This window comes from Bacillus sp. FSL M8-0350 (genome assembly GCF_038593345.1).
Lineage (GTDB): Bacteria > Bacillota > Bacilli > Bacillales > Bacillaceae > Bacillus > Bacillus safensis.
The window spans coordinates 3,770,318-3,789,036 of record NZ_CP151985.1 but is presented as its reverse complement, the minus strand read 5'-3'; the positions used below and the strand labels follow the sequence as shown (position 1 = coordinate 3,789,036).

Sequence of the window (18,719 nt, the reverse complement as noted above, 5' to 3'; positions counted from 1 at the left end):
AGATTGAAGAATGGTCCCTTCAAATGAAAATGATTCTCAATTATCACGCAAGCAAATCAAATGATAATGGTTATCAATTATGAAGTCAAATGTTCATTAAGTGGTGTAATTGATAATTTAATCTAAATTTTCGGAAAATAAAGGACTAAATAACTACCAAATGAATGGAAATAGGGAATGCCGGACTGAGTCATTTAAAAAGAGGAGAAATGCCAAAAGACCTTGACCGTCACGGGATATTTACCATTTTCTTCTGTTTGATTCAGGAATATATATAGGTTTTTCTTCTTGAAATCATTTTGAGGAAAAATAAGTCTATAGACCTTCTTGTATTTTTAGGAAAAAAGAGGAGAATTTTTCGAAAAGCTGGTGAGCATATCTCACAACTTATTCAATCTCATGCGTAAATTCATATACAATTTTCTAAGGAAGACAAGATCGAAGGGAATGTAGGCAGAATGAAAACTCCATTAGGAAAGCTAAGGCTAAAACTGCTTGAACATCAGTTCAAATTGAAAAATTCGTTTACAGTGGAAGAATATCATGAAATGAAGCAATCATTACATGAAATACGGATGACATTTGCGGCCTATGAACAATGGGATTTATACCAGCGGGCCACCGATATGATCACCATCCTCCTCTTTCAACACGCCCTCAAGCAAAACCACCATTAACACCTTCACTTTTTATGAGCAGCGTATTTCTTATGAAAGGACGGTGCTGTTTTAAAGTTGGCCAAATATCATATAGCATCAAAAATGCGGAAATGAAAAAAGTAAGGGATGTCCCCTTACTTTTTGATCAATTGGTGTACATGTCTGTAAACACCATTCAATTAGAATCCATCTGTGACATCATATTCGTAACGAATATCGGCTTTGACATTGCTCATAGTAGATCTCGCAGTAGCCTTTGCGTTGTACTTAAAGCTCCATTTTTGAGCCACTCTTAATTGATCTTCCAGAGAAATACGGTAAGAACCACTTGTTGCAGATGAAAAAACGGATTCGTTCCAAATCTTGTTTTCATCAGCCATCAGTTTGTGTGTGACATTTCCTTGGTTAGGCGATTGGGTACTAGTTGTTGAAATCGATTTAACGATTGCATTTTTAGGGATAGAAGAATTGTTCGTTAAATCCATTGTAATGATAGAAGAATCAACTCCTAAAAAATTCAAAGAAGTATTCCCCAGGTTGGTAGCGGTCCCCGTAAAGTTGAATGTACTATTTCCAGATTTAATTCGATCTTGAATGGATACAGTAAAATACATATTTCCTGTATATGTGCCACGAGTTACTTTCACAAAATAAGTTTCTGAAGTTGAAGTAACTTCATCAGTATTGGCAAAAATAAACGGCGTAATTGAATCAGGGTTAATCACCCTACTTCTTTCATCTGAACTTTTCGAATTATACACCTCGATTTTCATCCCTGTATATTGCTTATTATACGAACTTCTGACATAAACTCTTTCACCTTTATTGATCGTAAACTGATAATACGCTTCATTTTCACCTTCAGGTAAGATTGTTGTATCTGGGCGACTATTTTTCCAATATCCCATTGAGCTTGCTGTGTTAGGGCTGTTATTCCCCGTAATCGCTGCTTCTGCTGAATTAGGTGCAAAAAAACTAGTAACAAGCACGAATACCAATGCAGGTAACAAAAAACGTTTGAAGATAGTATTTGTCATATTTTAACCCTACTTGTAATAATTACTATATCGGATCGAAACTAACAAATTTTAACTGAATTGCCGATATATTTAATAATCACTATTTTTTTAAAAAAGGAGAATCAAAATGAATATTAACTCGTCATACACGGCAGTTGCTTCAAACAATCAGAACCGAATAGACTCTAAAGATCAATCAGCTATTAAAAGTACAAACGAGGTGATGACCGAAGCTGATAGAAGAATGAAAATTTTAGATGAAAAATACCAAAAAATAAATGAACAAAATAAACGATTCAAAGATCCTCATGGTCATATATTTGATAAGTATCGAAATCCAAACTCCCCTTATTTCAGAAATGATTTAACTAAACCGGAAAGAGAGGCGGCTTACTCTATTGAAATTGGATGGGCTAATAGTGGAACAGGAGGACATTTTAATTCTAATGATGCCGCCTTTCGTAATGAAAAACGGTATGACCCTACCCAAGAAAGTGTAGAAAAGAAAATACTCAATCGCCAAAAAGTGAACGAACAAATACAAGATTTATTCTCTAAAAACGGGATATCCCTTCCTAAAAACACAAATCTCACTTTTACCATTGACCCGAACAATTTTAAATTAGTGGTAAGTGGTTCAAAAGACGAAACGCTGATGAAACAAATAGAAGACTTATTAAATACAACCAACAATACAAGAGAATTATTTTTCCATATCATGAAAAGCAGAAATGATGATTCTACTCAATTCACACCGGATTCTCTGGCCAAGTTCCATCTTGTTAATCAAATCAAAACGGTCACAGGCTACAATTTAAAGGATTTAAGCATTGTAAATGGTCAATTTGTAACGGATAACGGAACGAATATTTTTGATCTATACAAAGAAGAACTTCTTAAAAATCCATATACAGCAGAAAATGCGCGCATTGCCGCTTCACATTACGGAGCACAGCTATTTGACCTAGCGAAAAACGGGTTTGATTCCATTCCAGATTTGGAGTTATCTATTGGTTATCAAAACGATTCTTTACAAGACATTGGGCAAAAAGTGAATTATGGGGTTAAGAAAACGATAGATTAACAAAACTTGAACGATGACGGATACAAAATCATTAGCGATAACGAAAGACTCTATAACAATTGATGTTACAGAGTCTTTTCTATTGAAATGCGCTGGTTTGCACAAAATATCAACATGGTAATTTTGACTATAGTCGATGTTTTTCACTTTTTTATTGATGAAAATGTTAAAATGATGAGTAGCGTATTTTTTTATGAAAGGACGGTGCTTGGCATGACGGAACTTCTCGATGACCGGCTGCCGCCGCAAAATATAGAAGCCGAGCAGGCCGTATTAGGTGCTGTTTTTTTAGAACCATCTGCGCTAACGCTCGCTTCTGAGGTATTAATTCCAGAGGATTTCTATAGAATGTCGCATCAAAAGATTTACAATGCGATGCTTGTACTTGGCGATAGAGGAGAACCGGTCGATCTTGTCACGGTGACATCTGAGCTTGCCAATACAGATTTACTAGAAGAGGTAGGCGGGATTTCGTATTTAACCGATATTGCGAACTCTGTCCCAACTGCCGCAAACATTGAATACTATGCAAAAATTGTAGAAGAAAAATCCATTTTAAGACGTCTGATCCGTACGGCGACAACCATTGCACAAGATGGATACACACGTGAGGATGAAGTAGAGGACCTGTTGAGCGATGCTGAAAAGACCATTATGGAAGTGGCGCAGCGTAAAAACTCAGGAGCCTTTCAAAACATTAAGGACGTTCTTGTTCAAACATACGATAATATTGAACAGCTTCATAACCGTAAAGGCGATATCACAGGGATTCCAACAGGTTTCTCTGAGCTTGACCGGATGACAGCTGGATTCCAGCGAAATGATTTAATCATTGTAGCGGCTCGTCCATCAGTAGGGAAAACCGCCTTCGCATTGAACATTGCCCAAAATGTCGCGACCAAAACGGATGAAAGTGTCGCCATCTTTAGTTTAGAGATGGGTGCTGAGCAGCTCGTTATGCGTATGCTTTGTGCAGAGGGGAATATCAATGCACAAAACCTAAGAACCGGTAATCTGACAGAAGAGGACTGGGGCAAGCTGACAATGGCGATGGGCTCGCTGTCAAACAGCGGAATTTTCATTGACGATACACCTGGAATCAGAGTAAGTGAAATTCGCTCGAAATGCCGCCGATTGAAGCAAGAAAATGGTCTTGGCATGATCCTGATTGACTACTTGCAGCTCATTCAAGGGAGCGGGCGATCAAGCGATAACCGTCAGCAGGAGGTTTCTGAAATCTCTAGGGCATTAAAATCGCTGGCAAGGGAGCTTGAAGTTCCGGTTATTGCCTTGTCTCAGCTTTCCCGTGGGGTAGAGCAGCGCCAGGACAAACGTCCGATGATGTCTGATATTCGTGAATCAGGAAGTATCGAGCAGGATGCCGATATCGTGGCATTCCTTTATCGTGATGATTACTATGACAAAGAATCAGAGAATAAGAACATTATCGAAATCATTATTGCCAAACAGCGTAACGGTCCCGTTGGTACAGTATCACTGGCGTTCGTCAAAGAATATAACAAATTCGTCAACTTGGAAAGAAGATTTGATGATGCGGGTGTTCCGCCCGGTGCTTAAAGCCCAGCTCAAGAAGCTGGGCTTTTTTGATTGATCTACATCGAAAGAATGATTGAAAAAACAATCAAAATGAGGAGGAGAGAGAAAAAGAGAGAGCGTATACTAAAAGGAGAAAAGGAGTGAAGACTGATGAAATTTCAACAGTTTGAAGCCGCTCAATTACGTATCGCACGCCCAACCGTCAACATGAAAGAGGTTGTTTCCTTTTATGAAGAAGGCTTAGGGCTCAAACGAATAGGCTCATTTGATCAGCATGAAGGGTACGATGGTGTGATGCTCGGGCTGCCTCACCAGCATGTTCATTTAGAAATCACCAAACATGAAGAAGAAGAAAGCCTGCCCGTCCCGCATCCAGAACAGCTGCTTGTTTTCTATATTCCAGATGCAGAAGAATTTCAGCAAATGAAAGAGAGATTGCTCTCATTTGGCGGACGGCATGTCACCTCAACGAATCCATACTGGGACCGGGGAGGAGCAACCATTGAAGACCCAGATGGGTATCGAGTTGTGCTGATGAACACAGATGGTATTACACCTGTTTAAAAAAGACGCCCATTGTTGGGGGTCTTTTTTATGTTGATGAACAGCTGGAAACGGTAAAAAGTTGTTTTTGCTCAAAATCTCCATTTTTAAGCACTGGAAAAGTGATTAAAGCGCTTTTCTTTATATTTAAAACGAACAAAATTTGATTTCGATATATTAATGTTCGGATTTCGCGTTGACTTTTTCGTTGTGCATTGATAAAATAAATGTGTTTGAAAGAGATAACGTTTTGAAAGGTTAACGGAGGTGCACGATATGTCTTCAGTAGTCGTAGTAGGTACGCAGTGGGGTGACGAAGGGAAAGGGAAAATTACCGATTTCCTTTCAGAAAATGCAGAGGTGATTGCCCGTTATCAAGGGGGAAACAATGCAGGTCACACGATCAAATTTGATGGAGTGACATACAAGCTACACCTCATTCCATCCGGTATTTTTTATAAAGAGAAAACTTGTGTCATCGGTAATGGAATGGTGGTTGATCCTAAAGCGTTGGTCACTGAGCTTGCGTATCTTCACGAACGGAATGTGAGTACAGATAACCTCAGAATCAGCAATAGAGCCCATGTTATTCTGCCTTACCATTTAAAATTGGACGAGGTAGAAGAAGAGCGGAAAGGGGCTAATAAGATCGGTACGACGAAAAAAGGAATCGGACCAGCTTATATGGATAAAGCTGCCCGCGTTGGTATCCGCGTCGCAGATCTATTAGATCGTGAAGTATTTGAAGAGAAGCTTGCACGTAATCTAGAAGAGAAAAATCGTCTCTTAGAGAAAATGTATGACACAGAAGGCTTCAAGATTGAAGATATTTTAGACGAGTATTATGAATATGGCCAGCAAGTGAAAAAATATGTCGTAGACACATCTGTTGTTTTGAATGATGCACTAGATGAAGGCCGCCGCGTGCTATTTGAAGGAGCACAAGGGGTCATGCTTGATATCGATCAAGGGACATACCCATTTGTGACGTCATCTAACCCGGTAGCTGGAGGCGTGACAATTGGTTCTGGTGTAGGACCAACGAAAATTCAACATGTAGTCGGCGTGTCAAAAGCGTACACAACACGTGTTGGAGATGGCCCATTCCCGACAGAACTTCATGATGAAATTGGCGATCAAATTCGTGAGGTTGGACGTGAATACGGTACGACAACTGGACGCCCGCGCCGTGTCGGCTGGTTTGACAGCGTTGTTGTCCGTCATGCACGCCGTGTGAGCGGAATTACAGATTTATCTCTTAACTCAATTGATGTACTAACAGGGATTGAAAAATTGAAAATCTGTGTCGCCTATAAATTGAATGGAGAAATCACTGAGGAATTCCCAGCAAGCCTAAATGAATTAGCGAAATGTGAGCCTGTCTACGAAGAAATGCCAGGATGGACAGAGGATATTACAGGTGTGAAGAACTTAAGTGAGCTGCCTGCAAATGCCCGCCATTATTTAGAACGCATTTCACAATTAACAGGTATTCCTCTTTCCATTTTCTCAGTCGGACCAGATCGTTCACAAACGAACGTTGTCCGCAGCGTGTACCGTCCATAAGAATAGATTGATGAAGCACCAGTAAAATCTCGCATTTTGCTGGTGTTTTTTTGTTTAAATATTTCTTAATTTCACTAGAACGGACTTCCGGTCATTACCAAAATATGATAACTGTATAGGAGGGAAGGAGCGTTCTAGTGAAAGAAAGAATACGATTATTAGATATTTTACGAGGTTTTGCCATACTAGGCACCTTGGGAACGAACGTCTGGTTTTTTGCGTATGCAGGGGATACCTTTGCGACAGATCAGATTGCGGATGAATATGAAAATGGCAGTTTTCTAGAAAGTCTTGTCTCCATGTTCGTTTATGGAAAAATGCTCTCGCTGCTCACGATCATGTTTGGTGTTGGATTGGAGCTGAAATACCAGCAGGCAAAAAGGAAGGACACGCCTTGGCCGGGTACTTATTTATGGATTCTTTTATTTTTATTTATCGAAGGCTTTGTCCATTTTACGCTTGTGATGGAATATGATGTGCTCATGAGCTATGCCGTTACGGGGCTGCTTGTGGCTTACATTGTACGGGGAGGAAGCAGGCGCATCAAAAAGGGCATGATTTTCTCAGGTGTGATTCATCTGCTCGTGATGTCATGTCTGATGCTGTACTCCCTCTCTGAAATGGAGTCAGCGTCCGATGATCAAAGCGGTGAACCGGCGCTGGAAGAGCAGCTGCCAGAGACATGGATCTCGCAGGTTCAAGAACGATTACAATACTTTTTCATGTACCGAGAAGAAGCGGTCTTTATTATTCCAATGAACACATTTCTGTTTTTATTGGGTGTGCGGATGATGAGAGCCGGTGTATTTTATGCAAATGAACGCGGACAATCTCTCCGGAAAATATTGTTCCGAATCGGACTGTGGATTGGTCTGCCGCTGAATGCACTAGTTTTCGTACCGAACGATTTAGTGGAATTTGTGGTTCGCTACGCCTTTTCACCATTTCTCTCTATTTTCTATATAGCTGTCATTGCGAAGCTCCTCGCACGCACGGAGTCTTGGTTCATGTGGACTTGGTTTGAATATGTAGGGAAAATGGCGCTTAGCTGCTACATCCTGCAAAATGTCATCTGTTCCATTCTTTTTTATAGCTGGGGATTGGGTCTTGGCGGTCAAATCAATGCGCCCCTTATTGTATTGGCATGGCTGTTGATTTCACTTCTGCAAATCGCGATTTCAGCAGTTTGCCTAAAGGTTTGGAGAATTGGACCAATGGAATATATCCGTTCACGGGCACTTCGCAGGGTGACGATGAAAAAAGCATCATAAAGGGGAGAGCACAATGTTTTTTAAAAAAATGACGAAAAGAGATCAAGCGAATACACATAAAGCTGCTGTGCCGGCATTTGTCTTTTATCTTCTGGCATTAGGAGGGCATGCGCTGTACGCGTTTTTCCAAGGTGACAGACCACCGGTTACTTTTGTCATTTTAATGGCGGGACTCCTTGTTTTTTTCTCAGCTGACTGGCTATTTAACAAAAAACGTTCATAAAAAAGCCCTCATCACGAGGGCTTTTTCCTTACTTCAGGCTTTTATATTGGCCTTTTAAATTTTTACGGATGTACTGGATGATTTTGCGTAGTTCGTTGGCGTGCGGTCTGCCAAACGGACTTGTTTGTCTTTGCTGATAGAGCACTTGACCTTTTTCATTTAATAAGAAATAAGCAGGTTCACCGTGCACCCCGTGATCTTCATATGGGGCATCTTCCCCGTGATAGTGTACTTCATATGCCTTTAATGACGTGAGATCATGGTCATACATGATCGGGAAGGACAGTCCCTCTTTATCAGCAAACGCCTTCAAGTCATCAGGGTTATCCGTTGAAATCGCCATCAAGTGAATATCCTTGTCCTGAAAGTATGATTGCTGCTGTTCGAGCTCTTTTAATTCTTCTACACATACCGGGCACCAAGATCCTCTAAAGAAGACGATCAGGTGCCAGCTTTGATGCTCCTCTAAATGTTTGTCGAAATCAATGTGATCGCCCTGTATTGTTGGAAGTGAAAAGTTGGGCATTTTATCTCCTAATTTGAATGAACTCATACTGCTTCCTCCTTTTTCAATGACAATGTCACTTGTTTCATGTATAGCCATTTTTGAGCGGCCTGAAACGTGTCTATGTGTTTGAGTAGGCAGAAGACATCCGAAAAGGGCTATCTAATGAAGGCGGTTGCAGAAGTGGGAGCTTTGATAGAAGATATTTCAATCCGACACTTTTTTTAAAAAAATGTCGAAAAACGTATTGCCATATGTATTTACTCTATGATATTATAAATCTCGTTGTTGCAAAGGTCTCTGAAACTTGTTAGGATGCGATGTTCCAGCTTTTTTAAAGCGATTGGTTTGGCGCAATACAGCTTCTTCAGATTCACTTTTCACAAGCCGAGAGCCATTAGCTCAGTTGGTAGAGCATCTGACTTTTAATCAGAGGGTCGAAGGTTCGAGTCCTTCATGGCTCACCATGTATTGGCCCGTTGGTCAAGCGGTTAAGACACCGCCCTTTCACGGCGGTAACACGGGTTCGAATCCCGTACGGGTCATTGATTTACTTTAGCGTTAAGCTAATTTTTTCCTCACTTGCTTGAAGGAGCACCACGATTGCTTTTTCGGGCAAGTTACTGAGGTCCGGTAGTTCAGTTGGTTAGAATGCCTGCCTGTCACGCAGGAGGTCGCGGGTTCGAGTCCCGTCCGGACCGCCATTTATACATATTCATCTTTTTGATGATGGCTCGGTAGCTCAGTTGGTAGAGCAACGGACTGAAAATCCGTGTGTCGGCGGTTCGATTCCGTCCCGAGCCACTTCCAAACGCATCTGCAATCGCAGGTGCGTTTTTATTATGAAAAGAAGGCATAAAAAGGGAGAAGCCGGACCTAGGTAGGGCCCGGCTCCATAAGAAGAAGACGTTACATCTATATAGACGGCTGGTGATTGGAAAAGTTTCAATAAAAAAGGAAAAAGTCATCAATTTTTTCGAGCGGCGCCTTCCTATCCAACGTTTACTAGAAAAGAAAGCCGTTATTATTTTTATCTTTGCCTTGTAAAACGTTATAATAGACAGTGAGCCTTTTTTTCATAAATGGAAAAGGTGTAATGATACATGCAAAATGGAATGACATAGATGCTAAAAATGCAGGAGGAAATCACAATGGAAAAAAAGATTCTTGTCGTAGATGATGAAAAACCGATTGCTGATATATTGGAATTTAATTTAAGGAAAGAGGGCTATGAGGTTCATTGTGCATATGATGGAAACGAAGCCCTTGAAATGGTAGAAGAAATCAAGCCGGACATTATTCTGCTCGACATTATGCTGCCGAATAAAGATGGTGTTGAAGTATGCCGTGAAGTGAGAAAGAAATATGATATGCCGATTATCATGCTGACAGCAAAAGACTCTGAAATTGATAAAGTCATCGGCCTTGAGCTTGGCGCAGATGATTATGTGACAAAGCCTTTCAGCACACGTGAGCTGCTTGCCCGCGTGAAAGCGAATTTGAGAAGACAAACCGCTGCTCCGCAGACGGAGGAAGAATCTGAATCAAATGATATTGAGGTTGGATCACTTGTTATTTATCCAGATGCGTATGTGGTGTCTAAGCGCGAGGAAACGATTGAATTGACGCACCGTGAGTTCGAACTGCTTCATTATTTAGCGAAACATATCGGACAAGTCATGACACGTGAGCACTTGCTGCAAACCGTATGGGGCTATGATTACTTCGGAGATGTCCGTACAGTAGACGTCACAGTCCGCCGTCTTCGTGAAAAGATTGAAGACAATCCTAGCCACCCGAGCTGGATCGTGACAAGACGAGGCGTAGGCTACTATTTAAGAAACCCAGAGCAGGACTAAGATTCTTATGAGTAAAGTAGGTTTTTTTCGCTCGATTCACTTCAAATTGACCTTGATTTACGTGCTGCTGATCATCGTCGCCATGCAGATCATTGGCGTGTACTTTGTGAAGCAGCTAGAGCAGTCCTTAATTAATTCATATGATAATTCCTTGAATCAGCGAATCTACTCGTTATCGTATTACCTAGAACAAGATTCATCGAAAAGCAAAGCAGAATTAAAAGAGGATGCTCAAAAGATATTAAACGATTTTAACAACAAAGATGAGTCTAATGAAATCTCTGAAGTCAGCTATATTGACGAAAGCAGAGAGGTCATTGCTTCTGTAAATAACGGCAGCCAAGAGATTGCTGGCAAGAAAATCACTGATCAAATCATTAGCCGTATTTTTGCGGTCGGCAAAGACTATGAGAAAAAATTCTATGACCCTGAGTCAAATAAAAGGGTGCGTATTTCTGCGACAGCCGTAAAAAATGAGAACCAAGAGACCGTTGGTGTGATTTATGTTGTGTCTTCAATGGAAAGTGTGTTTAACCAAATGCGAACCATTAACACCATTTTAGCAACTGGGACACTGATTGCACTTGGGACGACTGCTCTACTGGGTATCTTCATCTTTAGAACGATCACTCATCCTATTTCAGATATGAGAAAGCAGGCGATTGAGCTTGCCAAAGGGAACTTCTCCAGAAAGGTCCGGAAGTATGGACATGACGAGATTGGCCAGCTTGCGACAACCTTTAACCATCTGACGAGAGAGCTGGAGGAAGCTCAGCTGATGACGGAGGGGGAGCGGAAAAAGCTTTCTTCTGTTATTGCCTATATGACGGACGGTGTCATCGCAACGAATCAAAACGGTGCAATTATTCTATTAAACAGCCCTGCATTAGAGCTGTTAAATGTTTCACGTGAAACAGCACTAGAGATGCCGATCACGTCTTTGCTTGGCTTAGAGGAAACTCATACATTTGAAGATTTAGTCGAAAATCAAGATTCTATGCTGATAGAAATTGAACGCGAAGACCAGCTGTCTGTATTGCGTGTGAATTTCTCCGTCATTCAGAAAGAGCATGGGAAAATTGATGGCTTAATTGCGGTCATTTATGACGTCACAGAGCAGGAGAAAATTGATGCTGAACGCCGTGAATTCGTCGCGAACGTATCGCATGAGCTGCGCACACCGCTGACGACGATGCGAAGCTACCTTGAGGCGCTGGCTGAAGGTGCGATTGGTGATAAAGAGCTTGCACCAAGATTCCTCAGTGTCACGCAAAATGAAACTGAGCGGATGATCCGGCTTGTCAATGACCTGCTGCAGCTGTCTAAGTTCGACAGCAAGGATTATCAATTCAACCGTGAGTGGACGAACTTTATCAGGTTTATCTCGCTCGTCATTGATCGTTTTGAAATGACGAAGGAGCAGCATGTCGATTTTATCCGCAACCTGCCGCAGCGTGAAGTATATGTGGAAATCGACCAAGATAAAATTACTCAGGTGCTCGATAATATCATTTCCAATGCCATGAAATACTCACCAGAGGGTGGACACATCACGTTTACCGTCGATTTGGATGAGGAGAAAGGCCTTGTGTTATTCAGCGTGAAAGATGAAGGAATCGGTATTCCGAAGAAGGATATGGATAAAATCTTTGAACGTTTTTATCGGGTGGATAAAGCAAGAACAAGAAAGCTTGGCGGAACCGGCCTCGGTCTTGCGATTGCAAAAGAAATGGTTCAGGCTCATGGCGGAGATATTTGGGCTGACAGCATTGAAGGAAAAGGGACAACGGTGACCTTTACCCTTCCGTACAATGAAGAACAAGAGGATGATTGGGATGAAGCGTGAGACCTTTAAAACCATAATATTGACAATCCTAATTGCGATCAGTCTTGTATTTACGTGGAATATCTGGATGTTCCAGCCCGTCATGCAGGATCAGGCAGATACCGGCACACAGGTCGTGGAAACGAAGAAGATTTCAAGCGACGAGCCTAGAAGTCTCATTGATGTCGTGAAGCCGCGCGAGATGTTCATCCATTCAAATGGGGAGCATTTTAAAGTGGATCAAAAGGAACTCTTTCAAAACTTTTGGAATGATGTGAGCCTTTGGGATGTCAAAGAGATTAACGATGTGTCAGATCAATATTCCGAGCAGAAATTTAAGAATTTCTTCTATGGACGCGAAGGACAAGGGAAGACTTTGGATCTTGTGTTCAATGATCCGATTCCAATTGATATTTTTCAAGCGCTCTTTAAATGGCCGAACAAGTCCATTGAATACAACTCGTTTGATCGGATGATCGTGCCGTTCGCCCAGCAGGATAAGGCGAATAAAAAAGTGTATTTGGTCTCATACAGCAAGGAGACGGTGCTTGAGCTGACAATTGAGTCCGCCAACTACCGTAATCTAATGAACAGTATCGCAGCCGCTCAAAACGAGATGCCGCGCTATGATCTTTATACATTCTCAACGAATTCTAAACGAGATTTCCTTCTTCCGAGAAAGCAAAAGCAGCTTGAAGCGAAGATGTTCTTTATCGAAACGATTAAGACAAATAAATTCAAAGACGCTTTGTTTACGGACCCGAGCCTTGTCGGTGAGGAATCTAATTTAAACCGGACGGTGTACACAGATGGCACAAGCCGCCTTGAAGCCAATCAAAAAGACCACCGCATTCAATATCAGCACCGCAATATCAATTCCAGCACTGTTTTCCAAACGGGGGATTTGATTAAGCGAAGTGTGAAATATTTCAATGATACGGGAAGCTTTACTGATGACTATCAATATTTTGGCATCAACAGCAACCAGCAGCTGTCCTTTAATATGTTTATGGACGGTCTGCCGATTGTGAACAGTACAAAGCATCCATTTGGGATGACCTCCCTTGAAGTCCAATGGGCGAATGATGACATTTTGAATTACAAGCGCCCAAACTATATTCTTGGCAATAAAGCGAGTCAAAGTGAACAGGTCAAGCTGATGAACGGGACAGAGCTGAAGGACTTGATCATCAAGCAGACGAAATATGATGACCTGGAGAAAATTGAACAGATTTTCCCTGCATATCAAGCTGCTTCAACTCCATCAGATCAAGATCAAGCGATGTTTGTCTGGCTGGAGCCTGTATGGTGCATGAAATATAACGGCAAAACCGTGATTCTATCGAATGATCTTTTGACAGAGGGGAGCGAGAATCATGGAGTGGAATAAGACCAAAACGATCTTTATCCTAGCCTTTCTCGTTCTCGATATCTTTCTAGGTTTTCAATACTTTGAAAAACGGTCAACCGATCATTTTGCGATTATCGAAAAAACGGATACGCTGGAAGAAATGAAGGCAGACGGGATCAAATATGGCAATCTATCAGATGAAGCGAAGATTGGATACCGCATTACAGCTGAAAAGAAGCAATATACGAAAAAGGATGTCGACGGATTAGCTGATCAAAAGGCGAAAAGCACATTCCCGAAAACAGACAAAGATGATCCTGTCACGCTGCTTGAAATGACCTTCAACAAGCCAGTTGCCTTGCCGAAAAAGGATATCAAAACAGCGGCGACGAACCTTGTGAACCAGCGTTTGCTGGATGGGAAGAATTATAAGCTGTGGAGTATAGATGAAGAGACAGGGAAAATCGTCTTTTTCCAAACGTATAAAGGGAAATACATCTTCCAAGAAGGCCTTGATGACACCGAAACCATCGGGCAAATCACCTTAAATCTCAACGATCAAAACGAGATCGTCTCATATCAGCAATCAATGGTGACATCGATTAATGAAGTGAGAAAAGAAACCCTTGTCCCGGCACTTGAAACAGTGAAGGACTTATATACGCAAAATATGCTGAGCCAAAACACGACCGTGAAAAAGGTAGAGCTTGGCTACTATACGCAATACCCAGGGGCAAGCACGCAAGTCATGGTACCTGTATGGCGGGTGGAGCTTGAAGGCGTATCAGCAGGTTCAAAGAAAAAGACAGAAGAAGAATATTTGATCAATGCCATTGATGGCTCAACACTTGATCATATAGAGAAAGATGACAAATCTTCAATGGAGTGAGAGAACATGAGCTTGCAGTTCAGTGTACTAGCGAGCGGAAGTACGGGGAACGCTTTTTATTTAGAAACAGACGAGCATGCCTTTTTGGTGGATGCTGGTTTAAGCGGCAAACAGATGGTCGAGCTGCTTAGCCAAATCGACCGCAAGCCTGAGGACTTGGACGGCATTTTTGTGACACACGAGCACTCCGATCATATTAAAGGGCTTGGTGTCATGGCAAGAAAGTACAAGCTTCCTGTCTATGCAAATGCGAAAACATGGAAGGCAATGGAGTCTCATATCGGAAAGATTGACACAGAGCAGAAATTCCATTTTGATATGGAGACCGTTCAATCCTTTGGCGGCCTTGATGTCGAGTCATTTGGCGTCTCACACGATGCGGCAGAGCCTATGTTTTACGTGTTCCATTATGGAGGGCGCAAACTTGCCCTCATGACAGATACAGGCTATGTGAGTGACCGCATGAAAGGCATTATTAAGTCAGCCAATACGTTTGTGTTTGAGAGCAATCATGATGTCGGGATGCTGCAAATGGGCCGCTACCCATGGAGCATTAAGCGCAGAATTCTGAGTGATGTCGGACATGTATCAAATGAAGATGCTGCTCTCGCGATGACAGATGTCATTGGAGATGCCACCTCACGCATTTATTTGGCTCACTTGAGTCAAGATAACAACATGAAGGATTTAGCCCGTATGGCGGTCCAGCAGACGCTTGAAATGAAGGGCTTTGTTGTGGGGGACGGCTTTGATTTATTTGATACGGACCCGAAAAAAGCAACCCCGCTTTGCGCCGTATGATTTTTATAATCGTATGATTAAGATAAGAGCTTCTTACCAACACTATATACATCATCTATTCACTGAAAGGAAGGAAACATAGTGGATTATCGCGATGTAGAGTGGAAGCCGAGACGAAGCAGAAAAGGATATTTTCTTTCTGGTTTGATCGGTGTATTGGTAGGAGCTTTTTTAATGGGATTCTTTTTCCCCTATGTATCTGGACAGAGCGGCAGTCCCTTTGGATGGCAGCAGAACGGTGATGGACAAACATCTCAGGGCCCTTTAAAAACTGTGAATGTAAACGTCAATGATGCAGTCACGAAAGTGGTGTCTAATATGTCAGATACGGTGGTCGGCGTCATTAATATCCAAAAGTCGAGCTTTTGGGAGGAAGGCGGAGAAGCAGGTAGCGGGTCAGGTGTGATTTATAAAAAAAAGGGTGACACGTTTTATATTGTCACAAACCATCACGTCATCAAAGGCGCCAACCAGCTTGAAGTGAGCCTCCATGATGGGACAAGAATTGGTGCCAATCTTGTCGGCAGCGATCAACTCATGGATTTAGCAGTTCTCACTGTCAAAAGTGATAAAATCAAGAAAACGGCAGCCTTCGGTAACTCAGATCATGTGAAGCCGGGTGAGCCAGTCATCGCCATTGGAAATCCATTAGGGCTTGAATTCGCAGGCTCTGTCACACAAGGAGTCATTTCAGGCACGGAGCGTGCGATCCCTGTGGACTCAAATGGGGACGGACAGACGGATTGGAATGCAGAAGTACTGCAAACAGACGCCGCCATCAATCCTGGAAACAGCGGTGGTGCCTTGATCAATATGGACGGAAAGGTGATCGGCATCAACTCAATGAAGATTGCTGAATCAGAGGTAGAAGGAATCGGGCTGTCCATTCCAGCGAATCTGGTCATACCTGTCATAGAGGATTTAGAGCGCTACGGAGAGGTAAAGCGTCCGTACCTTGGCGTCGGCATGAAATCATTAGCGGATATTGCGAGCTACCACTGGCAGGAAACGTTGAAACTGCCATCTAAGGTTACATCTGGGGTCGTTGTCATGAGTGTTGAGCCGTTATCTCCAGCAGGAAAAGCGGGACTAAAAGAGCTGGATGTCGTGACCTCCTTTGATGGCAAGAGTGTACAGAATATCGTGGATCTTCGTAAGTACTTATATCAAAGGAAGGTCGGCGACAAGGTAAAGGTGCAATTTTACCGAAGCGGAAAGAAAAAATCAGCAGAGATCAAACTTTCTCAAACCGACCGATATGGCGGCTAACCAGTTCCAACTAGGAACTGGTTTTTTTGGCATGACTGACATATGATGAAGGAAAGGGGGCGGTACGATTGGTTACACTACAACGGATGTCACAAACTGATTACGATGTATTGATGGAGAAAGCCATTCAGCGGTACGCGGAAGAAAAGGTACTCGCAGGGACATGGGAAAAGGAAGAATCACTTGCGAACGCAGAAGAACAATTTGACAGACTGCTTCCAGAAGGACTTCAGACGGAGCATCATGAGCTGTGGAATTTTTTAAACGGAGATGAAGCGATTGGCTGGGTTTGGCTTTGCTATGACCCGAATCACCCGCAGCACGAAGGGTTTATTTATAACTTTATTTTGTTTGAAGCTTATCGAGGAAAAGGCTTTGCAAAGCAGGCCATTGCTGCATTAGAGGAGCAGGCAAAGTCATTAGGTGTGCAAAAGCTCTCGCTCCATGTCTTTGCTCACAATCAAATCGCCCGTTCGCTGTACGAGAAAACGGGATTTGCAGAAACCGGTATCTATATGAGTAAACCTTTATAAAAAAAGAAGAAGTACCGTGCAGAAAGCGTACGGTACTTTTTTATGAGGACAGCATGGCATCCTGAGCCGTGACCCTGTATAAATCGACTTTGCACTTCACAAAAGCGCGAATGATCGCTGGAACTTGAGCTTCTGAACGAATTAACAATGAGGTCTCGTCATCACTGATCACAAGATCTGTTCCGACAGTTTGCAGGTACTGCGTGAGAACAGGTTTCACCTCATCATCAATCCATGCATGCTTGAAGGTTGCACGTATGTTTGAGGATGTGATGGTTTTTTCTTGAGGATGAGTAGTATGTGGGGACACTAATTTTCCTTCAGAAATGAACGCCGTTTTGGTACAAATACTATTGGTGAACCTTGGGCGGTCAGCTGTTAAAAAGACGGTTTTTCCTTCATCCTTTAATGTTTCAATGACCCGCTGGATGTGCAAGATCGAATCTGCATCAATATCGGCAAAAGGTTCGTCGAGTAAAATAAATTCCGGCTGATGGGCGATGGCCTGCGCCATTCCGAGCCGTTTCTTCATACCAGGTGTGAAGGCACCGACCTTCTCCTGATGATCATGATGTAAACCGACAAATTCGAGTAATTCCTCATAATCACTTGTTTTCTGGCGTGTTCCGGTGACTTTTGATAAATAGGCAATATGCTCAAGAGCCGTAAGACCTTCATATAAATCCGTATATTCTGGCAGAACACCGATATGCTGTCTCACTTTTTTTAGCGAAGGCATATTCATCACTGTAAACGTACCAGAGGTAGGGCGGGAGATCCCGGTAATAATATTGAAAAACGTCGTCTTACCAGATCCCTTTGGTCCAATGAGGCCGAAGATATCGCCCTGATTGACATCAAGATTAATATGATCTATTGCGACTTTTGTACGGTATTTTTTTGTGAGCCCCTTTGTATGAAGCATCTACACATCCCTCCTTTGAAACAGCAGTGCAGTTCCAATGAGTAAGATAACGGTCAATGCCGTGTTCATTAGGACGTAGGTCAGCGGTTCACTCCAGCGCGCATAATAATAAGGCGTCATATATTGGAACCAATGAATCATTCGTTCTGAAGAAAGAACAGAAATCAAACTGACGATTGGGAAAAGAAAGGAAAATAACATGCCGACAAACATTGATTTCTGCGGTGTTGGAAAGAGCATGGACAAAAATAAAGCACATGAGATACCGACACTGATAAAGGTTAAGATTTTTAAGGCATCTGAGAACAGAAAACGGTGTGAAATCACCATATTCAGCACATATGTCGTCATAATACAGCTAAGCCAAAACAGCATCAGTCCTAGATATTTCCCGATGATAATGTTCAAACGGGTTGTTTTACTGACGAGAAAACGAATGGTTTTCAAATGAATTTCGCGGCTTAAAATATCATGAGACAACAAAAAAATAAGGAAGAAACCAAATAAAGACATCACCAGTTCATTCCCAATAGAATAAGGATCCTTTGCCAGTTCCCATTTTTCCTGATGAGCAGCGATAAACGGAAGACTTGAAACAAAAGTAGATAAAATGAAAATAATAACAATTGTTAAAATAGATTTTGTGCTTTTGAAGAGCTGCTTAAACTCATTCATACAGATGGTCCACACACGCTGTACCTCCCTTCACCTTTATTATACCCCTAGAAAAGAAAGACACCATATCTTGCTCTTTAACATTTGTTTAAATTTCATAAAAAGAAGACTCTTCCAGCACCAGTTGACTCATTTTTAAAAATGTTCAGAAAAATATCTTGATTT

At 42.0% G+C, this 18,719-nt stretch carries 18 protein-coding genes and 4 tRNA genes; 18 read left to right on the top strand and 4 right to left on the bottom strand.

The window, feature by feature from the left end; all coding sequences use genetic code 11:
• Positions 1-458: 458 nt before the first annotated feature.
• Positions 459-677 carry a hypothetical protein gene (locus NSS80_RS19705; RefSeq protein ID WP_041118429.1) on the top strand — a complete coding sequence of 73 codons (219 nt, stop codon included), beginning with the start codon at positions 459-461 and terminating at the stop codon, positions 675-677.
• A gap of 161 nt (positions 678-838) precedes the next feature.
• Here NSS80_RS19705 and NSS80_RS19700 read toward each other — a convergent pair whose 3' ends face one another.
• Positions 839-1,696, bottom strand: coding sequence for a hypothetical protein (locus NSS80_RS19700; protein ID WP_041118427.1), 858 nt, complete (start codon positions 1,694-1,696; stop codon positions 839-841).
• Positions 1,697-1,805: 109 nt separating this feature from the next.
• Here NSS80_RS19700 and NSS80_RS19695 point away from each other — a divergent pair, with 109 nt between their 5' ends.
• From NSS80_RS19695 to NSS80_RS19670, 6 genes are all read left to right on the top strand, one after another.
• Positions 1,806-2,762 (top strand): DUF4885 family protein, encoded by a 957-nt coding sequence (locus NSS80_RS19695; protein ID WP_041118425.1) that lies wholly within the window; start codon positions 1,806-1,808, stop codon positions 2,760-2,762.
• 213 nt (positions 2,763-2,975) lie between these two features.
• Positions 2,976-4,340, top strand: coding sequence for a replicative DNA helicase (dnaB, locus tag NSS80_RS19690; RefSeq protein ID WP_003214779.1), 1,365 nt, complete (start codon positions 2,976-2,978; stop codon positions 4,338-4,340).
• Positions 4,341-4,469: 129 nt separating this feature from the next.
• Complete coding sequence (locus NSS80_RS19685) at positions 4,470-4,883, top strand: VOC family protein (protein WP_041118423.1); 414 nt, start codon at positions 4,470-4,472, stop codon at positions 4,881-4,883.
• Positions 4,884-5,138: 255 nt separating this feature from the next.
• Complete coding sequence (locus NSS80_RS19680) at positions 5,139-6,428, top strand: adenylosuccinate synthase (protein ID WP_024424032.1); 1,290 nt, start codon at positions 5,139-5,141, stop codon at positions 6,426-6,428.
• Between the two features lie 137 nt (positions 6,429-6,565).
• Positions 6,566-7,699: a DUF418 domain-containing protein gene (locus NSS80_RS19675; protein ID WP_041118421.1), complete on the top strand. Its 1,134-nt coding sequence runs from the start codon at positions 6,566-6,568 to the stop codon at positions 7,697-7,699.
• 13 nt (positions 7,700-7,712) lie between these two features.
• On the top strand, positions 7,713-7,922 hold the full coding sequence (locus tag NSS80_RS19670) for a hypothetical protein (protein WP_041118419.1): 210 nt from the start codon (positions 7,713-7,715) through the stop codon (positions 7,920-7,922).
• Positions 7,923-7,950: 28 nt separating this feature from the next.
• Here the strand turns inward: NSS80_RS19670 and NSS80_RS19665 are convergent, their stop codons facing one another.
• Positions 7,951-8,475: a peroxiredoxin family protein gene (locus NSS80_RS19665; protein WP_024424031.1), complete on the bottom strand. Its 525-nt coding sequence runs from the start codon at positions 8,473-8,475 to the stop codon at positions 7,951-7,953.
• 343 nt (positions 8,476-8,818) lie between these two features.
• Here NSS80_RS19665 and NSS80_RS19660 point away from each other — a divergent pair.
• The 11 genes from NSS80_RS19660 (at position 8,819) to NSS80_RS19610 (ending at position 16,954) form a co-directional block, all read left to right on the top strand.
• Positions 8,819-8,894: transfer RNA gene (locus tag NSS80_RS19660), tRNA-Lys, on the top strand.
• A 6-nt stretch (positions 8,895-8,900) separates the two neighbouring features.
• Positions 8,901-8,972, top strand: a tRNA-Glu gene (locus NSS80_RS19655).
• Between the two features lie 82 nt (positions 8,973-9,054).
• Positions 9,055-9,131: transfer RNA gene (locus tag NSS80_RS19650), tRNA-Asp, on the top strand.
• A 27-nt stretch (positions 9,132-9,158) separates the two neighbouring features.
• A tRNA-Phe gene (locus tag NSS80_RS19645) sits at positions 9,159-9,231 on the top strand.
• Positions 9,232-9,578: 347 nt separating this feature from the next.
• On the top strand, positions 9,579-10,286 hold the full coding sequence (gene yycF / locus NSS80_RS19640; protein WP_024424030.1) for a response regulator YycF: 708 nt from the start codon (positions 9,579-9,581) through the stop codon (positions 10,284-10,286).
• Between the two features lie 7 nt (positions 10,287-10,293).
• Positions 10,294-12,132 carry a cell wall metabolism sensor histidine kinase WalK gene (gene walK / locus NSS80_RS19635; RefSeq protein WP_024424029.1) on the top strand — a complete coding sequence of 613 codons (1,839 nt, stop codon included), beginning with the start codon at positions 10,294-10,296 and terminating at the stop codon, positions 12,130-12,132.
• Positions 12,122-13,501, top strand: a complete 1,380-nt coding sequence (yycH, locus tag NSS80_RS19630; protein WP_041118417.1) for a two-component system activity regulator YycH — start codon at positions 12,122-12,124, stop codon at positions 13,499-13,501. The genes walK and yycH overlap by 11 nt, the downstream gene beginning before the upstream one ends.
• Complete coding sequence (gene yycI / locus NSS80_RS19625) at positions 13,488-14,351, top strand: two-component system regulatory protein YycI (protein WP_120208931.1); 864 nt, start codon at positions 13,488-13,490, stop codon at positions 14,349-14,351. The genes yycH and yycI overlap by 14 nt, the downstream gene beginning before the upstream one ends.
• Positions 14,352-14,357: 6 nt before the next feature.
• The gene (locus NSS80_RS19620) at positions 14,358-15,152 is read left to right on the top strand and encodes an MBL fold metallo-hydrolase (RefSeq protein ID WP_034283589.1); all 795 of its coding nucleotides are present in this window, start codon (positions 14,358-14,360) and stop codon (positions 15,150-15,152) included.
• 81 nt (positions 15,153-15,233) lie between these two features.
• The gene (locus tag NSS80_RS19615) at positions 15,234-16,421 is read left to right on the top strand and encodes a trypsin-like peptidase domain-containing protein (protein ID WP_041118413.1); all 1,188 of its coding nucleotides are present in this window, start codon (positions 15,234-15,236) and stop codon (positions 16,419-16,421) included.
• A gap of 68 nt (positions 16,422-16,489) precedes the next feature.
• A complete protein-coding gene (locus NSS80_RS19610) occupies positions 16,490-16,954 on the top strand; it encodes a GNAT family N-acetyltransferase (protein WP_034283585.1) in 465 nt (154 codons plus the stop codon).
• Between the two features lie 40 nt (positions 16,955-16,994).
• On the opposite strand, the gene NSS80_RS19605 is transcribed toward NSS80_RS19610, so the two are convergent.
• Together NSS80_RS19605 and NSS80_RS19600 are read right to left on the bottom strand one after the other, a co-directional pair.
• Entirely contained in the window at positions 16,995-17,879 is an 885-nt protein-coding gene (locus tag NSS80_RS19605) for an ABC transporter ATP-binding protein (protein WP_034283582.1), read from the bottom strand.
• A complete protein-coding gene (locus NSS80_RS19600) occupies positions 17,880-18,569 on the bottom strand; it encodes an ABC transporter permease subunit (RefSeq protein ID WP_034283580.1) in 690 nt (229 codons plus the stop codon).
• Between the last annotated feature and the right edge of the window lie 150 nt (positions 18,570-18,719).